The organism is Pseudomonas sp. TE21394 (genome assembly GCF_054057835.1).
On record NZ_JBSRZR010000001.1, the window covers coordinates 49930 to 67911 of the forward strand.

A 17982-nucleotide genomic window follows, 5' to 3' on the forward strand; every position below is an offset into this window, starting at 1 on the left:
CACTACGGCAAGGTCGCCCGTCATGACTGCCCGTCTGTATCGCTACACCCGCCTGTTACTGATCGTGCTGCTGGCCTGCGCCCAGGCGGCCTGTGCCCTGTTCCAGCCACGCGACCCGGTGACTGTCAGCGTGATCGGCATCGAGCCACTGCCAGGCCAGGAACTGGAGCTGCGCATGGCCGTGAAAATGCGCGTGCAGAACCCTAATGAAGCGCCGATCGACTACGACGGCATTGCCCTGAACCTGGAGGTGAACGGCCAGCCGCTGGCCGCCGGGGTCAGTGACCAGCAAGGGCATATTGGCCGGTATGGCGAAGCAGTGGTCGTGGTGCCGGTGAGCATCACCGCATTCGCCTTCCTGCGCCAGGCCTATGGGCTGGGCCAGCTGGATTCGCTGCAGGGCTTGCCTTACAAACTGCGCGGCAAGCTGGCCGGCGGCGCGCTGGGGACGGTGCGCTTTACCGACGAGGGCCAGCTGGACCTGCCCAGGGGCGCCTACCGCTAGGCGCCAGGCCAGGGCTGCTCAGCGGTTGGCGCTGGCGGCGGCCATCAGTTTGTTGACTTCGCTGCGCACCATGCTGGCGTATTCCGGTGGTGACATGCCGTCCAGCTCGGCACGCACCCACTCGGCCCACTTGCCCTTGCGCCGGGGCTTTTCGGCGATCAGTCGCGCCGCTTCGCCCTTGGCCTTGCCCAGGTTGTTCTGCCACAACTCGAACAGCCGGGCCTTCTCTGCCTCGATCTGTGCCCGTTCCTCGAAGCTCATGTTGGCCAGATTGAAACTCATGAATCACCTGCCTGATCGTAAATGGCGGCTATCTTACACCAACAGTTCAGCCACGCGCCGAGGCAACTTTTCTGGCGCACCAGTATCCATTGTTCAAACCAACCATCGACGAGGACGCGTTCATGGCCCGCAAAAAAGCCACGCTGGGTGACAGCGATCAGATCAAGGACCAGGTATTCAGTGAACTACAGGCACTGATCGAAGAGTCAGAACGGCTGCTGAACGAGAGCGCCGCCCTGGTAGGTGACGAGGCAGAAACCTTGCGCGCCCAGGTGGGCCTGAAACTGCGTCAGGCGCGCCATGCCGCCAACAGGGTGCGCAACAGGGCGCAACCGGTGGTGGAGGCGACCCAGGATTACATCGGTGGCCACCCGTGGCAGACCGTGGCGGTTTCTGCCGGCCTCGGTGTGCTGGTCGGCCTGTTGCTGGGGCGCCGTCACTGATGCCCGGGCCGCCGGGTGCGAATCAGGCGGCCTGCGCCAGCGGGATACCACTGTGGAAGCGCAGTTCCTGATCCGGTGACTGGATCAGCTCGACTTCCGCTGCGCGGACCAGTTCCACCCGGCGGGCAATGTCTGCCTCATCGCCGTAGTGATGCGCCAGTTTCAGGTAACCCTGGTAATGGCGCGCTTCGCTTTTCAGCAGGCCGTGGTAGAAGCGGCCCAGCTCCTCGTCCAGGTGCGGCACCAGCGCGGCAAAACGCTCGCAGCTGCGCGCCTCGATGAACGCCCCCACCACCAGCGTATCGACCAGCTTGACTGGCTCGTGGGCCCGCACCAGCCGCCGCAGCCCCGACGCATAGCGCCCCGCCGATACCGGGCGCAGCGGCACGCCACGGCGTTTCATCAGGCGCAGCACCTGCTCGTGATGCACCAGCTCCTCGCGGGCCAGGCGCGACATCATGTTGATCAGGTCTAGGTGTGTGTTGTACTTGGCAATCAGGCTCAATGCAGTGCTGGCAGCCTTGAATTCGCAGTTCTTGTGGTCGATCAGCAGGGTTTCCTGGTCGGCCAGTGCCGCTTCGATCCAGGCATCTGGCGTCGGGCAACCAAGAAAGGCGTCGATTTCGGGGATCAGGGACATAAGCGTGCAACCACACAAGCCAGGCAGGGCTGGCGATTATACCGGCGGCAACGGGCGACGCCAGCAACTATGCTTGATGTGTATCAAGCGCCATTGGGGGAAGCGCCGACTATAGTCAGGCATTGTTCGCCACCTTTGAACGGAGTTCACGCCCATGCAAGCCGTCCGCAGCATCCTCGTCGTGCTCGACCCCGCGCACGCCCACAGCCGGGCCCTGACCCGGGCCAAGCTGATTGCCGGTGTCACCGGCGCGCGCCTGCACCTGCTGATGTGCGACAAGAAGCATGACCGTAGCGCACTGCTGAGCCTGCTCGGCAGCCAGCTGCATGATGACGGCTACGACAAGGTCACCCATGAACAGGCCTGGCATGAAAGCTTGCATGAATCGATCATCGCGGTGCAGCAGGCCGAAGGCTGTGAACTGGTGATCAAGGAGCACCGCCCGGACAACCCGCTGAAAAAGGCCCTGCTTACCCCCAGTGACTGGAAACTGCTACGCCAGTGCCCGAGCGCCGTACTGATGGTCAAGAGCGAGCGACCGTGGACGGGCGGCAAGATCCTCGCCGCCGTGGACGTGGGCAACCAGGACAAAGACCACCAGCGCCTGCATGCCAGCATCATCGACCACGGTTTCGAGATCGCCAAACTGGCCCACGGCGAGCTGCATGTGATCAGCGCCCATCCTTCGCCGATGCTGTCGGCCTCGGACCCGGTGTACCAGTTGAGCGAGACCATCGAAAAGCGTTATCGCGATGCATGCATGGCGTTCCAGGCCGAGTACGACATCAGCGAGGAGCGCTTGCACGTGGCCGAAGGACCAGCCGATGTGCTGATTCCGCATACCGAGCAGCAGCTCGAGGCGGTGGTGACGGTGATCGGTACGGTGTGCCGCACGGGAATCTCCGGGGCGCTGATCGGCAATACCTCGGAAGTGGTGCTGGATGCGCTGGTGGGGGATGTGCTGGTGCTCAAGAGCGAAGAGGCCATTGCCCACCTGGCTGAGCTGGCCCGCGGCTGAATTCAGCCTGTCGGGGCACTATCGTCGGCAAGCCAGCGCCAACGCGTCGCCTGTATCGCGGATAAATCCGCTCCTGCAATTGACGCGATACCTGTGGCAGCTGGCTTGCCGGCGATGGGCTGCACAGCAGCCCCGGTGGCTAGCCCAATGCCTCCCGCACCTTCGGGTCGAGCCCCTCCCCCGCGTGGGCTTCAATCCATTCCAGCAATTGTCGGCGCATCGCCGGCGTCCAGAAGCTCTGCAGGTGGTTGCGTACTCCCTGCACCGCCAGCGCGTGGTCCGGCTCGCTGTCGAAGTAATGGGCAATCTGGTTGGCCATCTTGACCAGGCTGTCGACGCTCATCGGCGCACCTCGGCCTTTTCTGCGCTACGGCGTTCCTGCAGCAACCGCCGCTGTTCCTCACTGAAGTCCTGGTAACGCTTCTGCCATTGCGAAGGCTGGAACACTTTCACCACCTCCACCGCCGTCACCTTGTACTCGGGGCAGTTGGTGGCCCAGTCGGAGTTGTCGGTGGTGATCACGTTGGCTCCGGATTCGGGGAAGTGGAACGTGGTGTACACCACCCCCGGCGCCACCCGCGTACTGACCTTGGCGCGCAGTACGGTCTGCCCGGCTCGGCTGCCGATGCCGACCCAGTCCCCGTCCTGGATGCCGCGGCTTTCGGCGTCGGTCGGGTGAATTTCCAGGCGGTCGGCGTCATGCCAGGCGACGTTGGCGGTGCGCCGGGTCTGGGCGCCGACGTTGTACTGGCTAAGGATGCGCCCGGTGGTCAGCAGCAGCGGGTAGCGGTTGTTGACCTTCTCGTCGGTGGCCACGTAACCGGTGAGCATGAACCGCCCCTTGCCGCGCACGAACTGGTCGATGTGCATGGTCGGCGTGCCGTCCGGCGCAGCGTCGTTGCACGGCCACTGCAGGCTGCCGTGGCGGTCGATCTCGGCGTAGCTGACGCGGTGGAAGGTCGGCGTCAGGCGGGCGATCTCGTCCATGATCTCGGACGGGTGACGGTAGTTCATCGGGTAGCCCAGGGCATTGGCCAGGGCCATGGTCGCCTCCCAGTCGGCCTTGCCGGCCAACGGCTCCATCACCTTGCGCACGCGCGAGATGCGCCGCTCGGCGTTGGTGAAGGTGCCGTCCTTTTCCAGGAACGAGCTGCCCGGCAGGAACACATGGGCAAACTTGGCGGTTTCGTTGAGGAAGATGTCCTGCACCACCACGCATTCCATGGCCAGCAACGCCGCGGTGACATGCTGGGTGTTGGGGTCGCTCTGGGCAATGTCTTCGCCCTGGCAGTACAGCGCCTTGAAACTGCCGTCCAGCGCCGCTTCGAACATGTTGGGGATACGCAGGCCCGGGTCGGGCTGCAGGGTCACGCCCCAGGCACGCTCGAACTCGGCGCGTACGCCCTCGTTGGAAATGTGCCGGTAGCCGGGCAGTTCGTGGGGGAACGAGCCCATGTCGCAGGAACCCTGCACGTTGTTCTGCCCGCGCAGCGGGTTCACCCCGACCCCTTCACGGCCGATGTTGCCGGTGGCCATGGCCAGGTTGGCGATGCCCATCACTGCGGTGCTGCCCTGGCTGTGTTCGGTCACGCCCAGGCCGTAGTAGATGGCTGCGTTGCCGCCGGTGGCGTACAGCCGGGCGGCAGCGCGAATCTGTTCGGCTGGTACGCCACAGACCGGGCCAAGCACCTCGGGGGCGTTTTCCGGCAGGCTGACGAAGTCGCGCCAGCGGGTGAAATCCCCGGTCTCGCAGCGCGCGTCGATGAAGTCCTGGGCCAGCAGGCCTTCCGTGACGATCACATGGGCCAGGGCATTGAGCATGGCTACGTTGGTGCCCGGGCGCAGCTGCAGGTGCAGCTCGGCGCGGGCATGCGGCGAATCGACCAGGTCGATGCGGCGTGGGTCGATCACGATCAGCCGCGCGCCCTGGCGCAGACGGCGCTTGAGCTGCGAGCCGAACACCGGATGCGCGTCGGTGGGATTGGCGCCGATCACCAGCACCACGTCGGCCTGCATCACCGAATCGAAGCTCTGCGTACCGGCGGACTCACCCATGGTCTGCTTGAGACCATAGCCAGTCGGCGAATGGCACACCCGTGCGCAGGTGTCGACGTTGTTGTTGCCGAACGCGGTGCGTACCAGCTTCTGCACCAGGTAGGCTTCTTCGTTGGTGCAACGGCTGGAGGTGATGCCGCCAATCGAATCGCGCCCATACTTGAGCTGGATGCGGCGGAACTCGCTGGCTGCGTAGCTTACCGCCTCGTCCCAGCTGACTTCCTGCCAAGGGTCTTGCAGGCGCTTGCGGATCATCGGCTTGGTGATGCGGTCCGGGTGGGTGGCGTAGCCCCAGGCGAAACGGCCCTTGACGCAGGCATGGCCGTGGTTGGCGCCGCCGTTCTTGTCCGGCACCATGCGCACCAGCTGGTCGCCTTTCATTTCGGCGCGGAACGAGCAGCCGACGCCGCAGTAGGCGCAGGTGGTAACGACCGCGCGCTCGGGCTGGCCCAACTGCACCAGGCTCTTTTCCGTCAAGGTTGCGGTCGGGCAGGCCTGCACGCAGGCACCGCAGGACACACATTCGGAGGCGAGGAAGTTTTCCCCTCCCGCCGCCGCCACGCGGGACTCGAAGCCGCGGCCGGTGATGGTCAGGGCGAAGGTGCCCTGAATGTCCTCGCATGCACGCACGCAACGGCTGCAGACAATGCACTTGCTTGGCTCGTAATCGAAATACGGGTTGGATACGTCCTTCTTTTCGGCCAGGTGGTTGGCCCCGTCGTAGCCATAGCGCACCTCGCGCAGGCCGACCTGGCCGGCCACGGTCTGCAGTTCGCAGTTGCCGTTGGCGGAGCAGGTCAGGCAGTCCAGCGGGTGGTCGGAGATGTACAGCTCCATGACGTTGCGCCGCAGCCCGGCCAGGCGCGGGGTTTCGGTGCGTACCACCATGCCTTCGCTGACCGGCGTGGTGCAGGACGCCGGGTAGCCGCGCATGCCTTCGATTTCCACCATGCACATGCGGCACGAGCCAAAGGCTTCGAGGCTGTCGGTGGCGCACAGCTTGGGGATGCTGGTGCCCAGCATGGCGGCGGCACGCATCACCGAGGTGCCGGCGGGCACGGTCACGGAGCGGCCATCGATGCTCAGGCTGACCTGCACCTCGCTGTCACGCGCCGGGGTGCCCAGGTCGCTGCTTTTATCAGAAGCGGGGTCGAAGATATTGATCACTGCGCGGCCTCCGTGTGGGTCAGCCCGAAATCGGCGGGGAAGTACTTGAGGGCGCTGGCCACCGGGTAGGCGGTCATGCCGCCCATGGCGCACAGCGAGCCGTACTGCATGGTGTCGCACAGGTCGCGCAGCAACAGGGCCTGGTCATGGCGCTCGGTCAGGTCGCTGGTGGCGATCAGGCGGTCGACCACTTCCATGCCGCGGGTCGAGCCGATGCGGCACGGGGTGCACTTGCCGCAGGATTCCTCGGCACAGAACTGCAGGGCGAAGCGCGCCATGCTGGCCATGTTCAGGGTGTCGTCGGCCACGACCACACCGCCATGGCCGAGCATCGCGCCCATGGCCGCGAACGCTTCATAGTCCAGCGGCGTATCGAAGTGGCTGGGCGGCACCCAGGCGCCCAGCGGCCCCCCCACCTGCGCAGCCTTCAGCGGCCGACCACTGGCGGTGCCGCCACCATAGCCTTCCACCAGCTCGCGCAGGGTCAGGCCGAAGGCACGCTCGACCAGCCCGCCGTGACGAATGTTGCCAGCCAGCTGGAACGGCATGGTGCCCAGCGAACGGCCCATGCCGAAGTCACGGTAGAACGCCGCGCCCTTGGCCAGGATGACCGGCACCGAGGCCAGGGTCAGTACGTTGTGCACCAGCGTCGGCAAGCCGAACAGGCCTTGCAACGCGGGCAGCGGTGGCTTGGCACGGACGATGCCGCGCTTGCCTTCGATGGACTCGAGCAGTGCGGTTTCTTCACCACAGATATAGGCACCGGCGCCGACCCGCACTTCCAGGTCGAAGGCCTGGCCGCTGCCGGCCACGTCGCTGCCGAGGTAGCCGGCATCCCGGGCGATGGCGAAGGCCTGGTCGAGCACGCGGATCGCGTCGGGGTATTCCGAGCGCACGTAGATATAGCCCTTGTCGGCGCCCACGGCGAGGCCGGCGATGATCATCCCTTCGATCAGCAGGAACGGGTCGCCTTCCATCAGCATGCGGTCGGCGAAGGTACCCGAGTCGCCTTCGTCGGCATTGCACACCACGTACTTCTGCCCTGCCCCGGCGTCGCGCACGGTGCGCCACTTGATGCCCGCGGGGAAGGCCGCGCCACCGCGGCCACGCAAGCCGGAATCGAGCACGGCGGCGACCACATCGGCACCGCCCAGGGCCACAGCCGCTTCAAGGCCGGAGAAACCGCCATGGGAACGGTAATCGTCCAGCGACAGTGGCCGGGTGATGCCGGCGCGGGCGAACAACAGGCGCTGCTGGGTCTGGAGATACGGAATTTGTTCGACCGGCCCCAGCGCCAGCGGGTGGCCAGCGGGTTCACCAGCCAAAGCATCGAGCAAGGCCGGTACGTCTTCAGCCGTGAGCGGGCCAAAACCCAGGCGCCCTTGCGCACTGTCGCACTCCAGCAGTGGCTCCAGCCAGTAGAGCCCACGTGAGCTGGTGCGCTGGATATCCACCGCCAACTGGCGGCGTTCGGCCTCGCGCTGCAAGGCATCGGCGACCTGGTCGGCACCCACCGCACGGGCTACCGAATCGCAGGGGATGTAGAGCTTCAGCATGCGGTGTCCTCCCGGCAGGCGTCGACCAACGCCCGCAGGCGTTCAGGGGTGAGGCGCGCATGTACCTGGCCATCCAGCTCCAGGGCCGGCGAGCAGGCGCAGGCCCCCAGGCAATAGACCGGGCGCAGGCTGATGGCGCCGTCGGCACTGGTGCCATGGTCGTCCAGCGCCAGCTGCTCGCGCAGCTGCGCGGCCAGCGCCTCGGCGCCTCGGCTCTGGCACGACTCGGCGCGGCACAGGCGCAGGGTATGGCGTGCCGGCGGCGTAGTACGGAAATCGTGGTAGAAGCTGATCACCCCGCGGACCTCGGCCAGGCTGAGGTTCAGGGCATGGGCAATTTCGCCGACAGCGGCATCGGGGACGTAGCCGATGGCGTGCTGGATGGCATGCAGGATCGGCAACAGGGCGCCGGGGGTATCCTTGTCGCGCGCCAGGATGTCGTGGATCACGGGCAGGTGGAGCAAATCATCAGGCATACAGCGGACCTCGGCATCACGGACCCGCCTGAAGGTTTGTATGGGCAGGTATCCGGCGTGTTCTGCTGCGGCGCGCCGGCCACGTCACGGTTGCGTGGTCCAGCGGCCTCCTTGCCTGCGGCCGTACGTCTGCGCGTACTGGTCCGAGGCATCCTGCAAGCATGGCACTTGTGGCGCCGGAGGGTTGCGTGCGAACGACCAGGCGCATCCTGAAACCGACGCGGGGTTCGCACCGCTGTTCGGGCTGCGCTGGCGCTATTGTTGGCGCGGCCTGGTGTCGCGATCAGGCTGCGGCGTTGCCCCGGGACAATTGCATCAGGACAAATAGTGCTGGGGCCGCTCCGCGCCCCGTTCGCGACACAAGGCCGCTCCTACACGACCTGCCTGGTGATCAGTGCTTCCCTTGTGCCGCCTCGGCCGTCTCGATCAGCTTGTCGAACTTGCGGTTCGGCTGGGCGAAGCGTTCATCGCTCTTGGCCCGCGCCTTGATGTTCTGTGCCGAGCTGGCCAGGTCGGCGATGGTCACCACCGTCCAGCCCCGGTCTCTGGACACCCAGTACACCAGTTCACCGTCGGCAGAAAACGCCTCGAGCCGGCCACCGCTGTTGGGCACAGGCTTGGCCTGCCGGGTCATCGGCAGCAGTTGCTGGACCCGCGCCTCGTCGGTGCTGGCCAAGCGCAGCTCCAGCTGACGAAGCTGGTCGGTCTCGTTGAACGACGCCTTGACCTGCGTGATGGGAATACCGCCAAGGTTGAAATCACCCTTCGGGTTACGCCCCTGAACGAATTCGGTGGGTACCTGATAGTGATAGCCCGTCAACTGCTCGACCTCGCCGAACTGCTGTTGCAGGATGGCCATGGTCTGGGGCTTGGGCATGCCCAGGGTGAACTGGCCGACTTCCAGTGCCGACCAGGCTTGCAGGGGGAAAAGAGCGCAGGCGAATAACAGCGGCAGGGTCCGTTTCATTGGCAAATCTTCCTTGAAATGAGCCCTGCAAGCTAAACCCTGTGCGCTGATCAGACAATACTGGCAGGGTGCCAAACCGCCCGGCCCCGGCGTCAGCCCATTGCCTTGTCCATGTAGGGCCGGCAGGCGCTCACAGCTACCGCTGGAGCAGCGCTGCGGACTGTGTCTGGTTGCCACGCAGCGCAGCCCATGCCAGCGCAGCGACCCAGACCACGGACACGCCGTAATTGAGTCGCTGATACAAGCCAAACCCGTGCCCGTCCGCCATGGCTTTGCCCATCATCGCCACGGTGGCGATTGCCAGGACCAGACAAAGCGCGGAGAAGCCTGCGAACACCGACGAGCAGAGCAATCGCTTGCCCAGCCAACACCCCAGCGCGCTCGCCAGCGTCAACGACAGGAACATGACCAGGCCTGCCGCATTGTGGATGTGCTGGGAAATGGAAGGCTGTGCCGGTACGCAGCCCTCGTCACAGGCGAACAGGCCCGTGGCGAAACTGGCCAGGCCGTGAAGCAATATCAACGCAGCGCTGAACAGGGCCAGGCGCGAACCGGCGAAACGGCGCGCCACACCCAACGCGAAAAGCGCGAACAGCAGCCCCAGAGGGAAATTGTTCACCCACGCGGAATACGCATGAGTCGGGGAGCCTGTCGCCCCTAGCTGGCTCATCGCCTGATCGAGGTGGCTGTAGCCCGGATAGCCAAGCGCGGTCAGGGATACGCCAAGCAGGAGCCAGACTGGAATCAAAAGCCCTGCGCCCAGCAAGGCCCGGTCGGTGTTGTTCATGTTGATGCACTCCTTTGCCCGTGATCGATTTCGTCTCGTACGAAACCGCGTCATATCAGGGGTGATTTACAGTATGCCGTTTGCCGTACTCACCGCCCTGGGGCTTGCTGCCAGGCGCTGCAATTCGCCCACCTCGGCAAACCACTCATGGTCGTGGAGCGTGCGGAATGCTTCAGGGGTACCGTAGCCCCAGGCAACCGCGCCAAATGCGATACCCGCTGTCGCTGCGGCTTCACCATCGGTAGGTTGGTCGCCTATATAGATGACCTGCTCTGGCGCCACGCCGAACTTGCGCATGACCCGACGCAAGCGCGATGCCTTGCCGAAAATGGAAGCCCCGCACTCGAAGGCGCGGATATGGCGACAGCTGGGGCCCAGCACTTGCGTGACATTGTCCCTGGAGTTGGAAGACACCACTGCCAGGATCAGCCCCTGCTCATCAAGCTGGCTCAACGTATCGGCGATGTCCTGGAACAGCGCGATCGAGCCGCGATGTTTCTTCATCAGGCCGATGAAGGTTCGCGCTACCAGCGGTAGCTTCCAGCGCGGCATGCCGATATGCGACATGATCTCCCGGGCCCCGAGTTTGCGTAAGGCATCCAGCTCTTCCGGGTGAATGCGGTTGAAGCCATGCTTGTCGGCAACCTGATTGAACACCGCAACGAAGAATGCAAAGGAATCCGCGAGTGTGCCGTCAAAGTCGAAAATGGCAAGTCGGTAGGCCATAAGAGGTTCCTTCCTGGCGTGCTGGCAGCCTTCCTGACAGCCGCATGGTTCTGTACTTGATGCCCAAACGCGTTGGTAAGCGTTACCAGCCTTGAGTGCTCTCGACTCAGCTGAACACCCAGAGCACCCGGGTGGGCTTGTCGGTCAGGTTGGCGTAACGAAAACTGGCATGCGGTTGCAGCTGAAAGCTGTCACTGGCGCGCAGCGTTACCGGCTCACCGCCATCCAGCCAGACGGTCAGTTCGCCTTCGAGCACGAAACAGCCCTGTTCCGAGCTGTCGTCGAGGTACTCCTCGCCGCTGCTGGCGCCCGGCTCCAGGTGGCTGTCGAGCATGGAGAACGCCCCCGATATGGTGGGCGATGCCAGCACATCGGTGATGCCGCCGGCCAGGTGTAGCGTACGCCGCTCGTGTGGCCGGGTGACCCAGTCAAGTTCGCGCGGTTTGTCGAGCTTGTAGAAATAGGCGGTGGAGACACCGAGTTCTTCGCTGATGGCCGTTAGGTCGGCCACGGTTGGCCGCGAGACGCCGCGCTCGACCTGGGAAAGAAAACCCACCGAACGGCCGATGCGCTGGGCCAGCTCACCCAGGGTCAGGCCCTTGAACTTGCGCAGGTCGCGAATCAATACGGCCAGGCCTTCGATCTCTTCGTGCACTTTCATGTTGAATCGCGACTATCGGACAGGGAAATTGATGCCCTGAAAAGTACAGGATTCATGGCACAAAGCAAGGCTTCACGTGGGCAGACCGGGGCCGCCTTGCGGCCCCGGATGACACTGGCTGGCGCTAACGAACAGCCTCGTACGTCAGGTCCAGGCACTTGCGGGCCTTTTCCACCAGTTCGTCGATTTCCGCAATGCTGATCACCAGCGGTGGCGCAATGATCATGGTATCGCCAACGGCGCGCATGATCAGGCCATTGTCGAAGCAGTGCTGGCGGCAGATCATGCCGACACCTTTGCCCTGGTAACGGGCGCGGGTGGCCTTGTCCTGCACCAGTTCGATCGCGCCGAGCATGCCCAGGCCGCGCACCTCGCCCACCAGCGGGTGGTCGGCCAGCTCGCGCAGGCGCTGCTGCAGGTAGGGCGCGGTTTGCCTGCGCACCTGCTCGATGATCTGCTCGTCGCGCAGGATACGCAGGTTCTCCAGGCCCACCGCAGCCGCCACCGGGTGGCCGGAATAGGTGAAGCCGTGGTTGAAGTCGCCGCCTTCGCTGAGCACCTTGGCCACTTCATCACGCACGATCACCCCGCCCATGGGGATATAGCCGGAGGTCAGGCCCTTGGCAATGGTCATCAGGTCCGGCTTGAGGTCGTAGTAGTCGGAGCCGAACCACTCGCCGGTACGCCCGAAGCCGCAGATCACTTCGTCGGCGACGAACAGGATGTCGTAACGGGCGAGAATCTCCTTCACCTTCGGCCAGTAGGTGTCCGGCGGAATGATCACGCCACCGGCGCCCTGGATCGGTTCGGCGATGAAGGCAGCGACGTTGTCCGCGCCAACCTCAAGAATCTTTTCCTCCAACTGCTTGGCCGCCCACACGCCGAAGTCGGCCTCGGTCATGTCGCCGCCTTCGCCATACCAGTAAGGCTGCGGGATATGCACGATATCCGGGATCAGCCCACCCTGCTGGTGCATGCCGCTCATGCCCCCCAGGCCCGCGCCTGCCACGGTGGAGCCGTGGTAGCCGTTGATGCGGCCAATGATCACTTTCTTCTGCTTATGGCCCTTGATCGCCCAGTAATGGCGAACCATGCGCAGCACGGTGTCGTTACCTTCTGAGCCGGAGCCAGTGAAGAACACATGGTTCATGCCTGGTGGAGCGACATCGGCGATGGCCTTGGCCAGCTCCAGCGCCGGCGGGTGCGCGGTCTGGAAGAACAGGTTGTAATACGGCAACTGCTTCATCTGCCGGCTGGCGACCTCGGCCAGCTCATCGCGGCCGTAGCCGACCGCAACGCACCACAGGCCTGCCATGCCATCGAGTATCTTGTTGCCTTCGCTGTCCCACAGGTATACGCCCTTGGCCGAGGTGATGATGCGCGGGCCCTTCTCGGCCAGTTGCTTCACATCGCTGAACGGGGCCAGGTGATGGTCGCGGCTCATCGCCTGCCAGGCCAGGGTGCGGGAATTCTGTTCACTCATTGCTTCACTCCATCTGCTTGCGCAGCCGGGCTGCGCCGTATTTTTTGTAGGTTGCGAACGGTCGCATTCAGGCGGACAGCATCAGCTTCTGACGCATTACCGAACGTTGCCGGCAAGCCTTGCCGAAGGCTTGGAAGAGGGTCAGGTAATGCGGGTTATCCATTACCTGGAATTCCGGGTGCCATTGCACGGCCAGGGCAAACCCCTTGCTGTGCTCCACCGAAATCGCTTCTACCAGGCCATCAGCTGCCAGCGCTTCCACCCGCAGCCCGGGGGCCAGCACATCGATGCCCTGGCCGTGGATGGAGTTGACCTCGATGAGCGCTGGCAGGCCCATGCGCTCAAGCATGCCGCCGGGTTCGACATGCAGCGCGTGCCGCGGGCCATACTGCTTGTCGATGGGCTCGCCCTTGCCTTCGCGGTGGTCCATGAACAGCCCGGTCTCGTGAACGTTCTGGTGCAGGCTGCCACCCAGGGCCACGTTCATTTCCTGCAAGCCGCGGCAGATGCCGAGCACCGGCACACCCGTGGCAATGGCCGCGCGCATCAGCGGCAAAGTGGTGGCGTCCCGCAGCGGATCGTGATGGGTGCCCGCAGCACTGGCCGGGCCCTGGTAGTGGAACGGTTCGATGTTGGACGGCGAACCGGTAAAAATCAGCCCATCCACCACGTCGAGGATATCCGCGCCGTCAATCAGCTCGGCAAGGCTGGGTATCACGATCGGCAACCCGCACGCCGCCTCGGCCGCCGCACGTGCATACTTCTCGCTGATGGTCTGGGTGGCATGCTGCTCGATCACGCGGGTGCAAGCAGTAATGCCGATCACGGGCACACGTGGCATATCTTCCTCCGGCAAATCCAGGTTGCGCGTTGTATTGAAACGCTAGAAAGAAAGGGCTCAGGGGCACCTTGGCAGTTACAGGAACCAGCGGTATTCGCGGGCATCGATGTGGCGCATGAAGTCCTGTTGCTCCTGGTACTTGTTTTCGCAATAGACCATCACGAACTCACTGCCCAGGCCTTGGTTGAGTACCGGGTGGTGGCGCATGGCAGCCAGGGCACTGAAGGCCTCCTTGGGGAAATCGATGCCGCTCTGGCGGTTGTCGTTGAGCGGGGCGATGGGTTCGACGCCCCTGTCCAGGCCATGCTCCATGCCGGTCAGAATGGCCGCCAGTACCAGGTACGGGTTGGCGTCGGCGCCGGCAAGGCGGTGTTCGATGCGCAGGTTGCGCGGGTTGGACTCGGGAATGCGAATGCACGCATCACGATCTTCGAAGCCCCAGCTGGCCTTGCTCGCCGCATTGACCATCGCGCCGTAGCGGCGGTAGGCATTGTGGTTCGGGGCGAAGATCGGCATGCAGTGGGGCAGCAGCTCCAGGCAGCCTGCCACGGCATGGCGCAGCTTGCGTTGCTCGTCGACCGCCAGGATGTTGTTGCCGGCATCGTCGTACAGGCTGACATGCACATGCATGCCGCTGCCCGGCGCATCCAGGTACGGCTTGCTCATGAAGCTGGCCCGATAGCCATGTTTCATCGCGACACCACGCGTGCTGCGGCAGAACAGTGCCGACCAGTCGGCTGCACTCAAGGCATCGTCGCTGTGCGAGAAATTGATCTCGAACTGGCCCGGGCCCAGCTCGGCGGTGATCACATTGGCCGGCACGCCTTGCTCGTTGGCAGCGTCGACCATCTCGTGCAGCACCGAGGAAAAGCGCGACAACCGCTCGATGTGCATGTTCGGCTGGTCGTCCTGGTCACCGCTTGCCGTGTCGCGAGGGTACTGCGGCAGGCCGTTGGCCAGCTGGCGGTCGAACAGGTAGAACTCCAGCTCGAAGGCCACCACCGGATGAATGCCGCGCCTGGCCAGGCGCTGCAGCACGCGGGCCAGCACCTCACGAGGCTCGAACTCGATCGGCCTGGCGGTGCCGTCGGAGGTGATCAGCATCTGGGCGATCACTTCCTGCTCCCAACGCACCGGCTTCAAGGTACCCGGCACCAGGCGCCGAACGGCATCCGGGTCGCCGTCGGCGAAGCAGTAGTCACCGATCGGGTACAGACCACCCTGGGTGCCGAGCAACACACAGTTCTGCGGCAGTTTCAGCGGCGTGCCGGCAGCCACCTTTTCCAGCATGTCCATGGGGTAGCGCTTGCCGTAGAAGTGCCCGGGGATATCCAGCGCAATCAGGTCGACATAACGTATTTCTGGGTATCTGGCGCGGAACGCGCGCACTTCTGTCAGCAGATCCGGAAAGATGACACTCATCTTCTTGTCCTTGTTAGGTGAACGAATTCAGTTGAAGACCCAGAGCACACGGGTGGGGTTTTCTGTCAGGTTGGCGTAACGGAATTGCGCGTAGGGTTGCAGCTGGAAACAGTCGTTGGCCAGCAGGGTCACGGCATCGCCGTCGTCCAGCCATACCGTGAGTTCGCCTTCGAGCACGAAACAGCCCTGCTCGGAACGGTCGGTCAGGTACGGCTCGCCACTGCACGCGCCCGGCTCGAGATGGCTGTCGAGCATGGCAAAGGCACCGGTGATGCTCGGCGAAGCCAAAACATCGGTGATGCCCGATTCCAGGTACAGCGTGCGCCGCTCGTGAGGGCGCGTGACCCAGCTGATGCCACGGGGCTTGCTCAGGTTGTAGAAGTACGCGGTGGATACGCCGAGCGCTTCGCTGATGGCGGTGAGGTCGGCCACGCTCGGGCGCGAGACCCCGCGCTCGACCTGGGACAGGAAGCCCACCGAGCGGTTGGTGCGCACGGCCAGCTCGCCCAGGGTGAGGTTCTTGAAATTGCGCAGGTCGTGAATAAGGATCGCGAGGGCTTCAACCTCTTCGTGCATCTTCATCGATTCGGACTGCCGTGAAATTTTTAGCGTTATTTTTCATGAAAAAATACAGTGAAATTTTCACGAGTCAAGTCCGTTCGCCTTCATGACGGTCGTGTCGTGCTTGCAAGCCGTCTGGCTCGCTGGCTATCCGCTACTTGCTCAACACATATGAAAATTCGTATATTCGACTATCCATATGTAATGAGCCGCAGCATGATCAGTCCTTCAGAACTCTTCAAAAGCCTGGCCGACGAAACCCGCGCACGTGCCACCCTGCTGATCGCCAGCCTTGGCGAGCTCTGCGTATGCGAGCTGATGTGCGCCCTCGGCGACAGCCAGCCGAAGGTCAGCCGGCACCTGGCGCAACTGCGCAGCAGTGGCGTGCTGCTGGACCGCCGGCAAGGCCAATGGGTGTATTACCGCCTCAACCCGGCCCTGCCCAGCTGGGCCATCGAGCTGCTGCAGGTGACCCTGAAAGCCAATGCCCAATGGCTGCAAGCCAACACCGAGCGCCTGCAGAACATGGACGGTCGCCCTGTCCGAACCAGCGCCTGCTGCTGAATCCAATGCCTATCGAGCCTGCCATGCTAGTCGCACTCAGCGTTTTTCTGTTCACCCTCATCCTGGTCATCTGGCAACCCAAGGGTCTTGGCGTCGGCTGGAGTGCCGCGCTCGGCGCGCTGATCGCGCTGGCGGCCGGCGCGGTGTCGCTGGGCGACATCCCGACCGTGTGGGCCATCGTCTGGAACGCCACCGCCACCTTCATCGCCGTCATCATCATCAGCCTGCTGCTGGACGAAGCCGGTTTCTTCGAGTGGGCGGCGCTGCATGTGGCGCGCTGGGCCAAGGGCAGCGGCTACCGCTTGTTCGCCTTCTGCGTCCTGCTAGGCGCTGCGGTATCGGCGCTGTTCGCCAACGATGGGGCAGCACTGATCCTTACCCCCATCGTCATGTCGATGCTGATGGCCTTGCGCTTCTCGCCGGCAGCCACGCTGGCATTCGTCATGGCCGCGGGCTTCATCGCCGACACCGCCAGCCTGCCGCTGGTGGTGTCCAACCTGGTGAACATCGTGTCCGCCGACTACTTCGGGCTGGGGTTCGCCGAGTACGCCTCGGTGATGGTGCCAGTGAACCTGGCGAGCGTGGCCGCCACCTTGCTGGTGCTGTTCCTGTACTTCCGTCGCGACCTGCCGAAGCAGTACGCCGTCGAAGCCTTGCAGGCGCCGCGGGCGGCGATTCGCGACCAGGCGACCTTCGTCGTGGGCTGGTGGACGCTGCTGGTCTTGCTGGTCGGCCTGTTCGCCCTGGAACCGCTCGGTATCCCGATCAGTGCAGTCGCGGACGTGTGCGCCGCGTTGCTGTTCGCGGTCGCTGCACGCGGCCACCGGATTTCCACCCGCCGCGTGCTGCGCGAAGCGCCGTGGCAGGTGGTGGTCTTTTCCCTTGGCATGTACCTGGTGGTCTACGGCCTGAAGAACGCCGGCCTGACCGACTTCCTCAGCCACTGGCTCGAGCGCTTTGCCGAGCATGGGGTGTGGGGCGCCGCCATCGGCACCGGCCTGCTGTCGGCACTGCTGTCATCGGTGATGAACAACATGCCCAGCGTGCTGGTCGGCGCCCTGTCGATCCAGGGCAGTGGCGCCGAGGGGCTGGTGCGCGACGCCATGGTCTACGCCAACGTGATCGGCTGTGACCTGGGGCCGAAGATCACTCCGATCGGCAGCCTCGCCACGCTGTTGTGGTTACATGTGCTGGAACGCAAGGGAGTGCGTATCACCTGGGGGTATTACTTCAAGGTCGGCATTTTGCTGACCCTGCCCGTGCTGCTGATCACCCTGTCGGCACTGGCATTGCGCCTTAGCCTCTGACATTCCGCCCCACGCGAGGAGTTTTCCATGCGAGTTCTGTTCATGTGCACCGCCAACAGTTGCCGCAGCATCCTTTCCGAAGCCCTTTTCAACCATATGGCGCCTGCAGGGTTCGAGGCGATCAGCGCCGGCAGCTTCCCCAGGGGGCAGGTGTTGCCGCGCAGCCTCACTACCCTGCAACAGGCCGGCATAGCCACCGAGGGCCTCCGCAGCAAGGGCAATGATGCCTTCGCAGGCAGCCCGCCGGACATTGTCATCACCGTGTGCGACAAAGCCGCCGGCGAAGCCTGCCCGGTGTACTTCGGCACCGCGCTGAAAACCCATTGGGGGCTGGAGGACCCGTCCGAGGTCGAGGGCGACGAAACGCTGATCGACGCCGCCTTCCGCGCAACCCTGGAGCATATCCGCAAGCGCTGCGCAGCGTTTTTCAGCTTGCCGTTTGCCTCATTGGATCGCGACGGGTTGCAGAAGGAGCTGGATCGCATCGGCGCGCTGTGATCTATGGTGCCAGGCGAGAGAAG

The 17982-nt window shown here is 64.1% G+C and carries 20 protein-coding genes; 6 read left to right on the plus strand and 14 right to left on the minus strand.

Features of this window, described 5'->3' with window-relative positions:
* Positions 1-22: 22 nt before the first annotated feature.
* Complete coding sequence (locus ACVWZT_RS00235; RefSeq protein WP_457467593.1) at positions 23-505, plus strand: LEA type 2 family protein; 483 nt, start codon at positions 23-25, stop codon at positions 503-505.
* An 18-nt stretch (positions 506-523) separates the two neighbouring features.
* Here ACVWZT_RS00235 and ACVWZT_RS00240 read toward each other — a convergent pair whose 3' ends face one another.
* On the minus strand, positions 524-787 hold the full coding sequence (locus ACVWZT_RS00240; protein ID WP_046615887.1) for a hypothetical protein: 264 nt from the start codon (positions 785-787) through the stop codon (positions 524-526).
* A gap of 122 nt (positions 788-909) precedes the next feature.
* On the opposite strand from ACVWZT_RS00240, the gene ACVWZT_RS00245 reads away from it, so the two are divergent.
* Entirely contained in the window at positions 910-1230 is a 321-nt protein-coding gene (locus ACVWZT_RS00245) for a DUF883 family protein (protein WP_457467595.1), read from the plus strand.
* A 22-nt stretch (positions 1231-1252) separates the two neighbouring features.
* Here ACVWZT_RS00245 and miaE read toward each other — a convergent pair whose 3' ends face one another.
* Positions 1253-1870, minus strand: a complete 618-nt coding sequence (gene miaE / locus ACVWZT_RS00250; RefSeq protein ID WP_186678418.1) for a tRNA-(ms[2]io[6]A)-hydroxylase — start codon at positions 1868-1870, stop codon at positions 1253-1255.
* Between the two features lie 154 nt (positions 1871-2024).
* On the opposite strand from miaE, the gene ACVWZT_RS00255 reads away from it, so the two are divergent.
* Positions 2025-2888 (plus strand): universal stress protein, encoded by an 864-nt coding sequence (locus tag ACVWZT_RS00255; RefSeq protein ID WP_457467597.1) that lies wholly within the window; start codon positions 2025-2027, stop codon positions 2886-2888.
* A 139-nt stretch (positions 2889-3027) separates the two neighbouring features.
* On the opposite strand, the gene ACVWZT_RS00260 is transcribed toward ACVWZT_RS00255, so the two are convergent.
* The 12 genes from ACVWZT_RS00260 to ACVWZT_RS00315 form a co-directional block, all read right to left on the minus strand.
* Positions 3028-3231 carry a formate dehydrogenase subunit delta gene (locus ACVWZT_RS00260; protein ID WP_457467599.1) on the minus strand — a complete coding sequence of 68 codons (204 nt, stop codon included), beginning with the start codon at positions 3229-3231 and terminating at the stop codon, positions 3028-3030.
* Positions 3228-6110 (minus strand): formate dehydrogenase subunit alpha, encoded by a 2883-nt coding sequence (fdhF, locus tag ACVWZT_RS00265; protein WP_457467601.1) that lies wholly within the window; start codon positions 6108-6110, stop codon positions 3228-3230. The genes ACVWZT_RS00260 and fdhF overlap by 4 nt, the downstream gene beginning before the upstream one ends.
* Positions 6107-7666 carry a formate dehydrogenase beta subunit gene (locus ACVWZT_RS00270; protein ID WP_457467603.1) on the minus strand — a complete coding sequence of 520 codons (1560 nt, stop codon included), beginning with the start codon at positions 7664-7666 and terminating at the stop codon, positions 6107-6109. Before ACVWZT_RS00270 ends, fdhF begins: the two co-directional genes overlap by 4 nt.
* A complete protein-coding gene (locus tag ACVWZT_RS00275) occupies positions 7660-8142 on the minus strand; it encodes a formate dehydrogenase subunit gamma (RefSeq protein ID WP_457467605.1) in 483 nt (160 codons plus the stop codon). The genes ACVWZT_RS00270 and ACVWZT_RS00275 overlap by 7 nt, the downstream gene beginning before the upstream one ends.
* Before the next feature lie 391 nt (positions 8143-8533).
* The gene (locus ACVWZT_RS00280) at positions 8534-9109 is read right to left on the minus strand and encodes a hypothetical protein (RefSeq protein WP_457467606.1); all 576 of its coding nucleotides are present in this window, start codon (positions 9107-9109) and stop codon (positions 8534-8536) included.
* A gap of 136 nt (positions 9110-9245) precedes the next feature.
* Positions 9246-9896 carry a DUF998 domain-containing protein gene (locus ACVWZT_RS00285; RefSeq protein ID WP_457467607.1) on the minus strand — a complete coding sequence of 217 codons (651 nt, stop codon included), beginning with the start codon at positions 9894-9896 and terminating at the stop codon, positions 9246-9248.
* A gap of 66 nt (positions 9897-9962) precedes the next feature.
* The gene (locus ACVWZT_RS00290) at positions 9963-10622 is read right to left on the minus strand and encodes an HAD hydrolase-like protein (protein ID WP_457467609.1); all 660 of its coding nucleotides are present in this window, start codon (positions 10620-10622) and stop codon (positions 9963-9965) included.
* A 106-nt stretch (positions 10623-10728) separates the two neighbouring features.
* Entirely contained in the window at positions 10729-11283 is a 555-nt protein-coding gene (locus ACVWZT_RS00295; protein WP_170029128.1) for a helix-turn-helix domain-containing protein, read from the minus strand.
* Between the two features lie 124 nt (positions 11284-11407).
* Positions 11408-12766: an aspartate aminotransferase family protein gene (locus ACVWZT_RS00300; RefSeq protein ID WP_457467610.1), complete on the minus strand. Its 1359-nt coding sequence runs from the start codon at positions 12764-12766 to the stop codon at positions 11408-11410.
* Between the two features lie 67 nt (positions 12767-12833).
* A complete protein-coding gene (locus tag ACVWZT_RS00305) occupies positions 12834-13607 on the minus strand; it encodes a gamma-glutamyl-gamma-aminobutyrate hydrolase family protein (protein WP_457467612.1) in 774 nt (257 codons plus the stop codon).
* Between the two features lie 75 nt (positions 13608-13682).
* Positions 13683-15029, minus strand: a complete 1347-nt coding sequence (locus ACVWZT_RS00310) for a glutamine synthetase family protein (RefSeq protein WP_457467613.1) — start codon at positions 15027-15029, stop codon at positions 13683-13685.
* Between the two features lie 27 nt (positions 15030-15056).
* A complete protein-coding gene (locus ACVWZT_RS00315) occupies positions 15057-15611 on the minus strand; it encodes a helix-turn-helix domain-containing protein (protein WP_457467615.1) in 555 nt (184 codons plus the stop codon).
* Positions 15612-15806: 195 nt separating this feature from the next.
* Between ACVWZT_RS00315 and ACVWZT_RS00320 the strand changes: the two genes are divergently transcribed.
* From ACVWZT_RS00320 to ACVWZT_RS00330, 3 genes are read left to right on the plus strand one after another with little or no spacing between them, the layout of a single operon-like run.
* On the plus strand, positions 15807-16154 hold the full coding sequence (locus ACVWZT_RS00320) for a metalloregulator ArsR/SmtB family transcription factor (protein ID WP_296230132.1): 348 nt from the start codon (positions 15807-15809) through the stop codon (positions 16152-16154).
* A gap of 23 nt (positions 16155-16177) precedes the next feature.
* A complete protein-coding gene (locus ACVWZT_RS00325; RefSeq protein ID WP_457467617.1) occupies positions 16178-17461 on the plus strand; it encodes an arsenic transporter in 1284 nt (427 codons plus the stop codon).
* 27 nt (positions 17462-17488) lie between these two features.
* Positions 17489-17959 (plus strand): arsenate reductase ArsC, encoded by a 471-nt coding sequence (locus ACVWZT_RS00330; RefSeq protein ID WP_457467619.1) that lies wholly within the window; start codon positions 17489-17491, stop codon positions 17957-17959.
* The last annotated feature ends 23 nt before the right edge of the window (positions 17960-17982 follow it).

What these genes read in the sequence shown, in the direction of transcription:
- ACVWZT_RS00235 (WP_457467593.1), top strand. Translation starts at nt 23, where the DNA reads ATGACTGCCCGTCTGTATCGCTACACCCGCCTGTTACTGATCGTGCTG.
- ACVWZT_RS00245 (WP_457467595.1), top strand. Translation starts at nt 910, where the DNA reads ATGGCCCGCAAAAAAGCCACGCTGGGTGACAGCGATCAGATCAAGGAC.
- ACVWZT_RS00305 (WP_457467612.1), bottom strand. Translation starts at nt 13,607, where the DNA reads ATGCCACGTGTGCCCGTGATCGGCATTACTGCTTGCACCCGCGTGATC.
- ACVWZT_RS00330 (WP_457467619.1), top strand. Translation starts at nt 17,489, where the DNA reads ATGCGAGTTCTGTTCATGTGCACCGCCAACAGTTGCCGCAGCATCCTT.
- ACVWZT_RS00240 (WP_046615887.1), bottom strand. Translation starts at nt 787, where the DNA reads ATGAGTTTCAATCTGGCCAACATGAGCTTCGAGGAACGGGCACAGATC.
- miaE (WP_186678418.1), bottom strand. Translation starts at nt 1,870, where the DNA reads ATGTCCCTGATCCCCGAAATCGACGCCTTTCTTGGTTGCCCGACGCCA.
- ACVWZT_RS00275 (WP_457467605.1), bottom strand. Translation starts at nt 8,142, where the DNA reads ATGCCTGATGATTTGCTCCACCTGCCCGTGATCCACGACATCCTGGCG.
- ACVWZT_RS00280 (WP_457467606.1), bottom strand. Translation starts at nt 9,109, where the DNA reads ATGAAACGGACCCTGCCGCTGTTATTCGCCTGCGCTCTTTTCCCCCTG.
- ACVWZT_RS00325 (WP_457467617.1), top strand. Translation starts at nt 16,178, where the DNA reads ATGCTAGTCGCACTCAGCGTTTTTCTGTTCACCCTCATCCTGGTCATC.
- ACVWZT_RS00285 (WP_457467607.1), bottom strand. Translation starts at nt 9,896, where the DNA reads ATGAACAACACCGACCGGGCCTTGCTGGGCGCAGGGCTTTTGATTCCA.
- ACVWZT_RS00290 (WP_457467609.1), bottom strand. Translation starts at nt 10,622, where the DNA reads ATGGCCTACCGACTTGCCATTTTCGACTTTGACGGCACACTCGCGGAT.
- ACVWZT_RS00300 (WP_457467610.1), bottom strand. Translation starts at nt 12,766, where the DNA reads ATGAGTGAACAGAATTCCCGCACCCTGGCCTGGCAGGCGATGAGCCGC.
- ACVWZT_RS00295 (WP_170029128.1), bottom strand. Translation starts at nt 11,283, where the DNA reads ATGAAAGTGCACGAAGAGATCGAAGGCCTGGCCGTATTGATTCGCGAC.
- ACVWZT_RS00315 (WP_457467615.1), bottom strand. Translation starts at nt 15,611, where the DNA reads ATGAAGATGCACGAAGAGGTTGAAGCCCTCGCGATCCTTATTCACGAC.
- ACVWZT_RS00320 (WP_296230132.1), top strand. Translation starts at nt 15,807, where the DNA reads ATGATCAGTCCTTCAGAACTCTTCAAAAGCCTGGCCGACGAAACCCGC.
- ACVWZT_RS00270 (WP_457467603.1), bottom strand. Translation starts at nt 7,666, where the DNA reads ATGCTGAAGCTCTACATCCCCTGCGATTCGGTAGCCCGTGCGGTGGGT.
- ACVWZT_RS00260 (WP_457467599.1), bottom strand. Translation starts at nt 3,231, where the DNA reads ATGAGCGTCGACAGCCTGGTCAAGATGGCCAACCAGATTGCCCATTAC.
- ACVWZT_RS00255 (WP_457467597.1), top strand. Translation starts at nt 2,025, where the DNA reads ATGCAAGCCGTCCGCAGCATCCTCGTCGTGCTCGACCCCGCGCACGCC.
- ACVWZT_RS00310 (WP_457467613.1), bottom strand. Translation starts at nt 15,029, where the DNA reads ATGAGTGTCATCTTTCCGGATCTGCTGACAGAAGTGCGCGCGTTCCGC.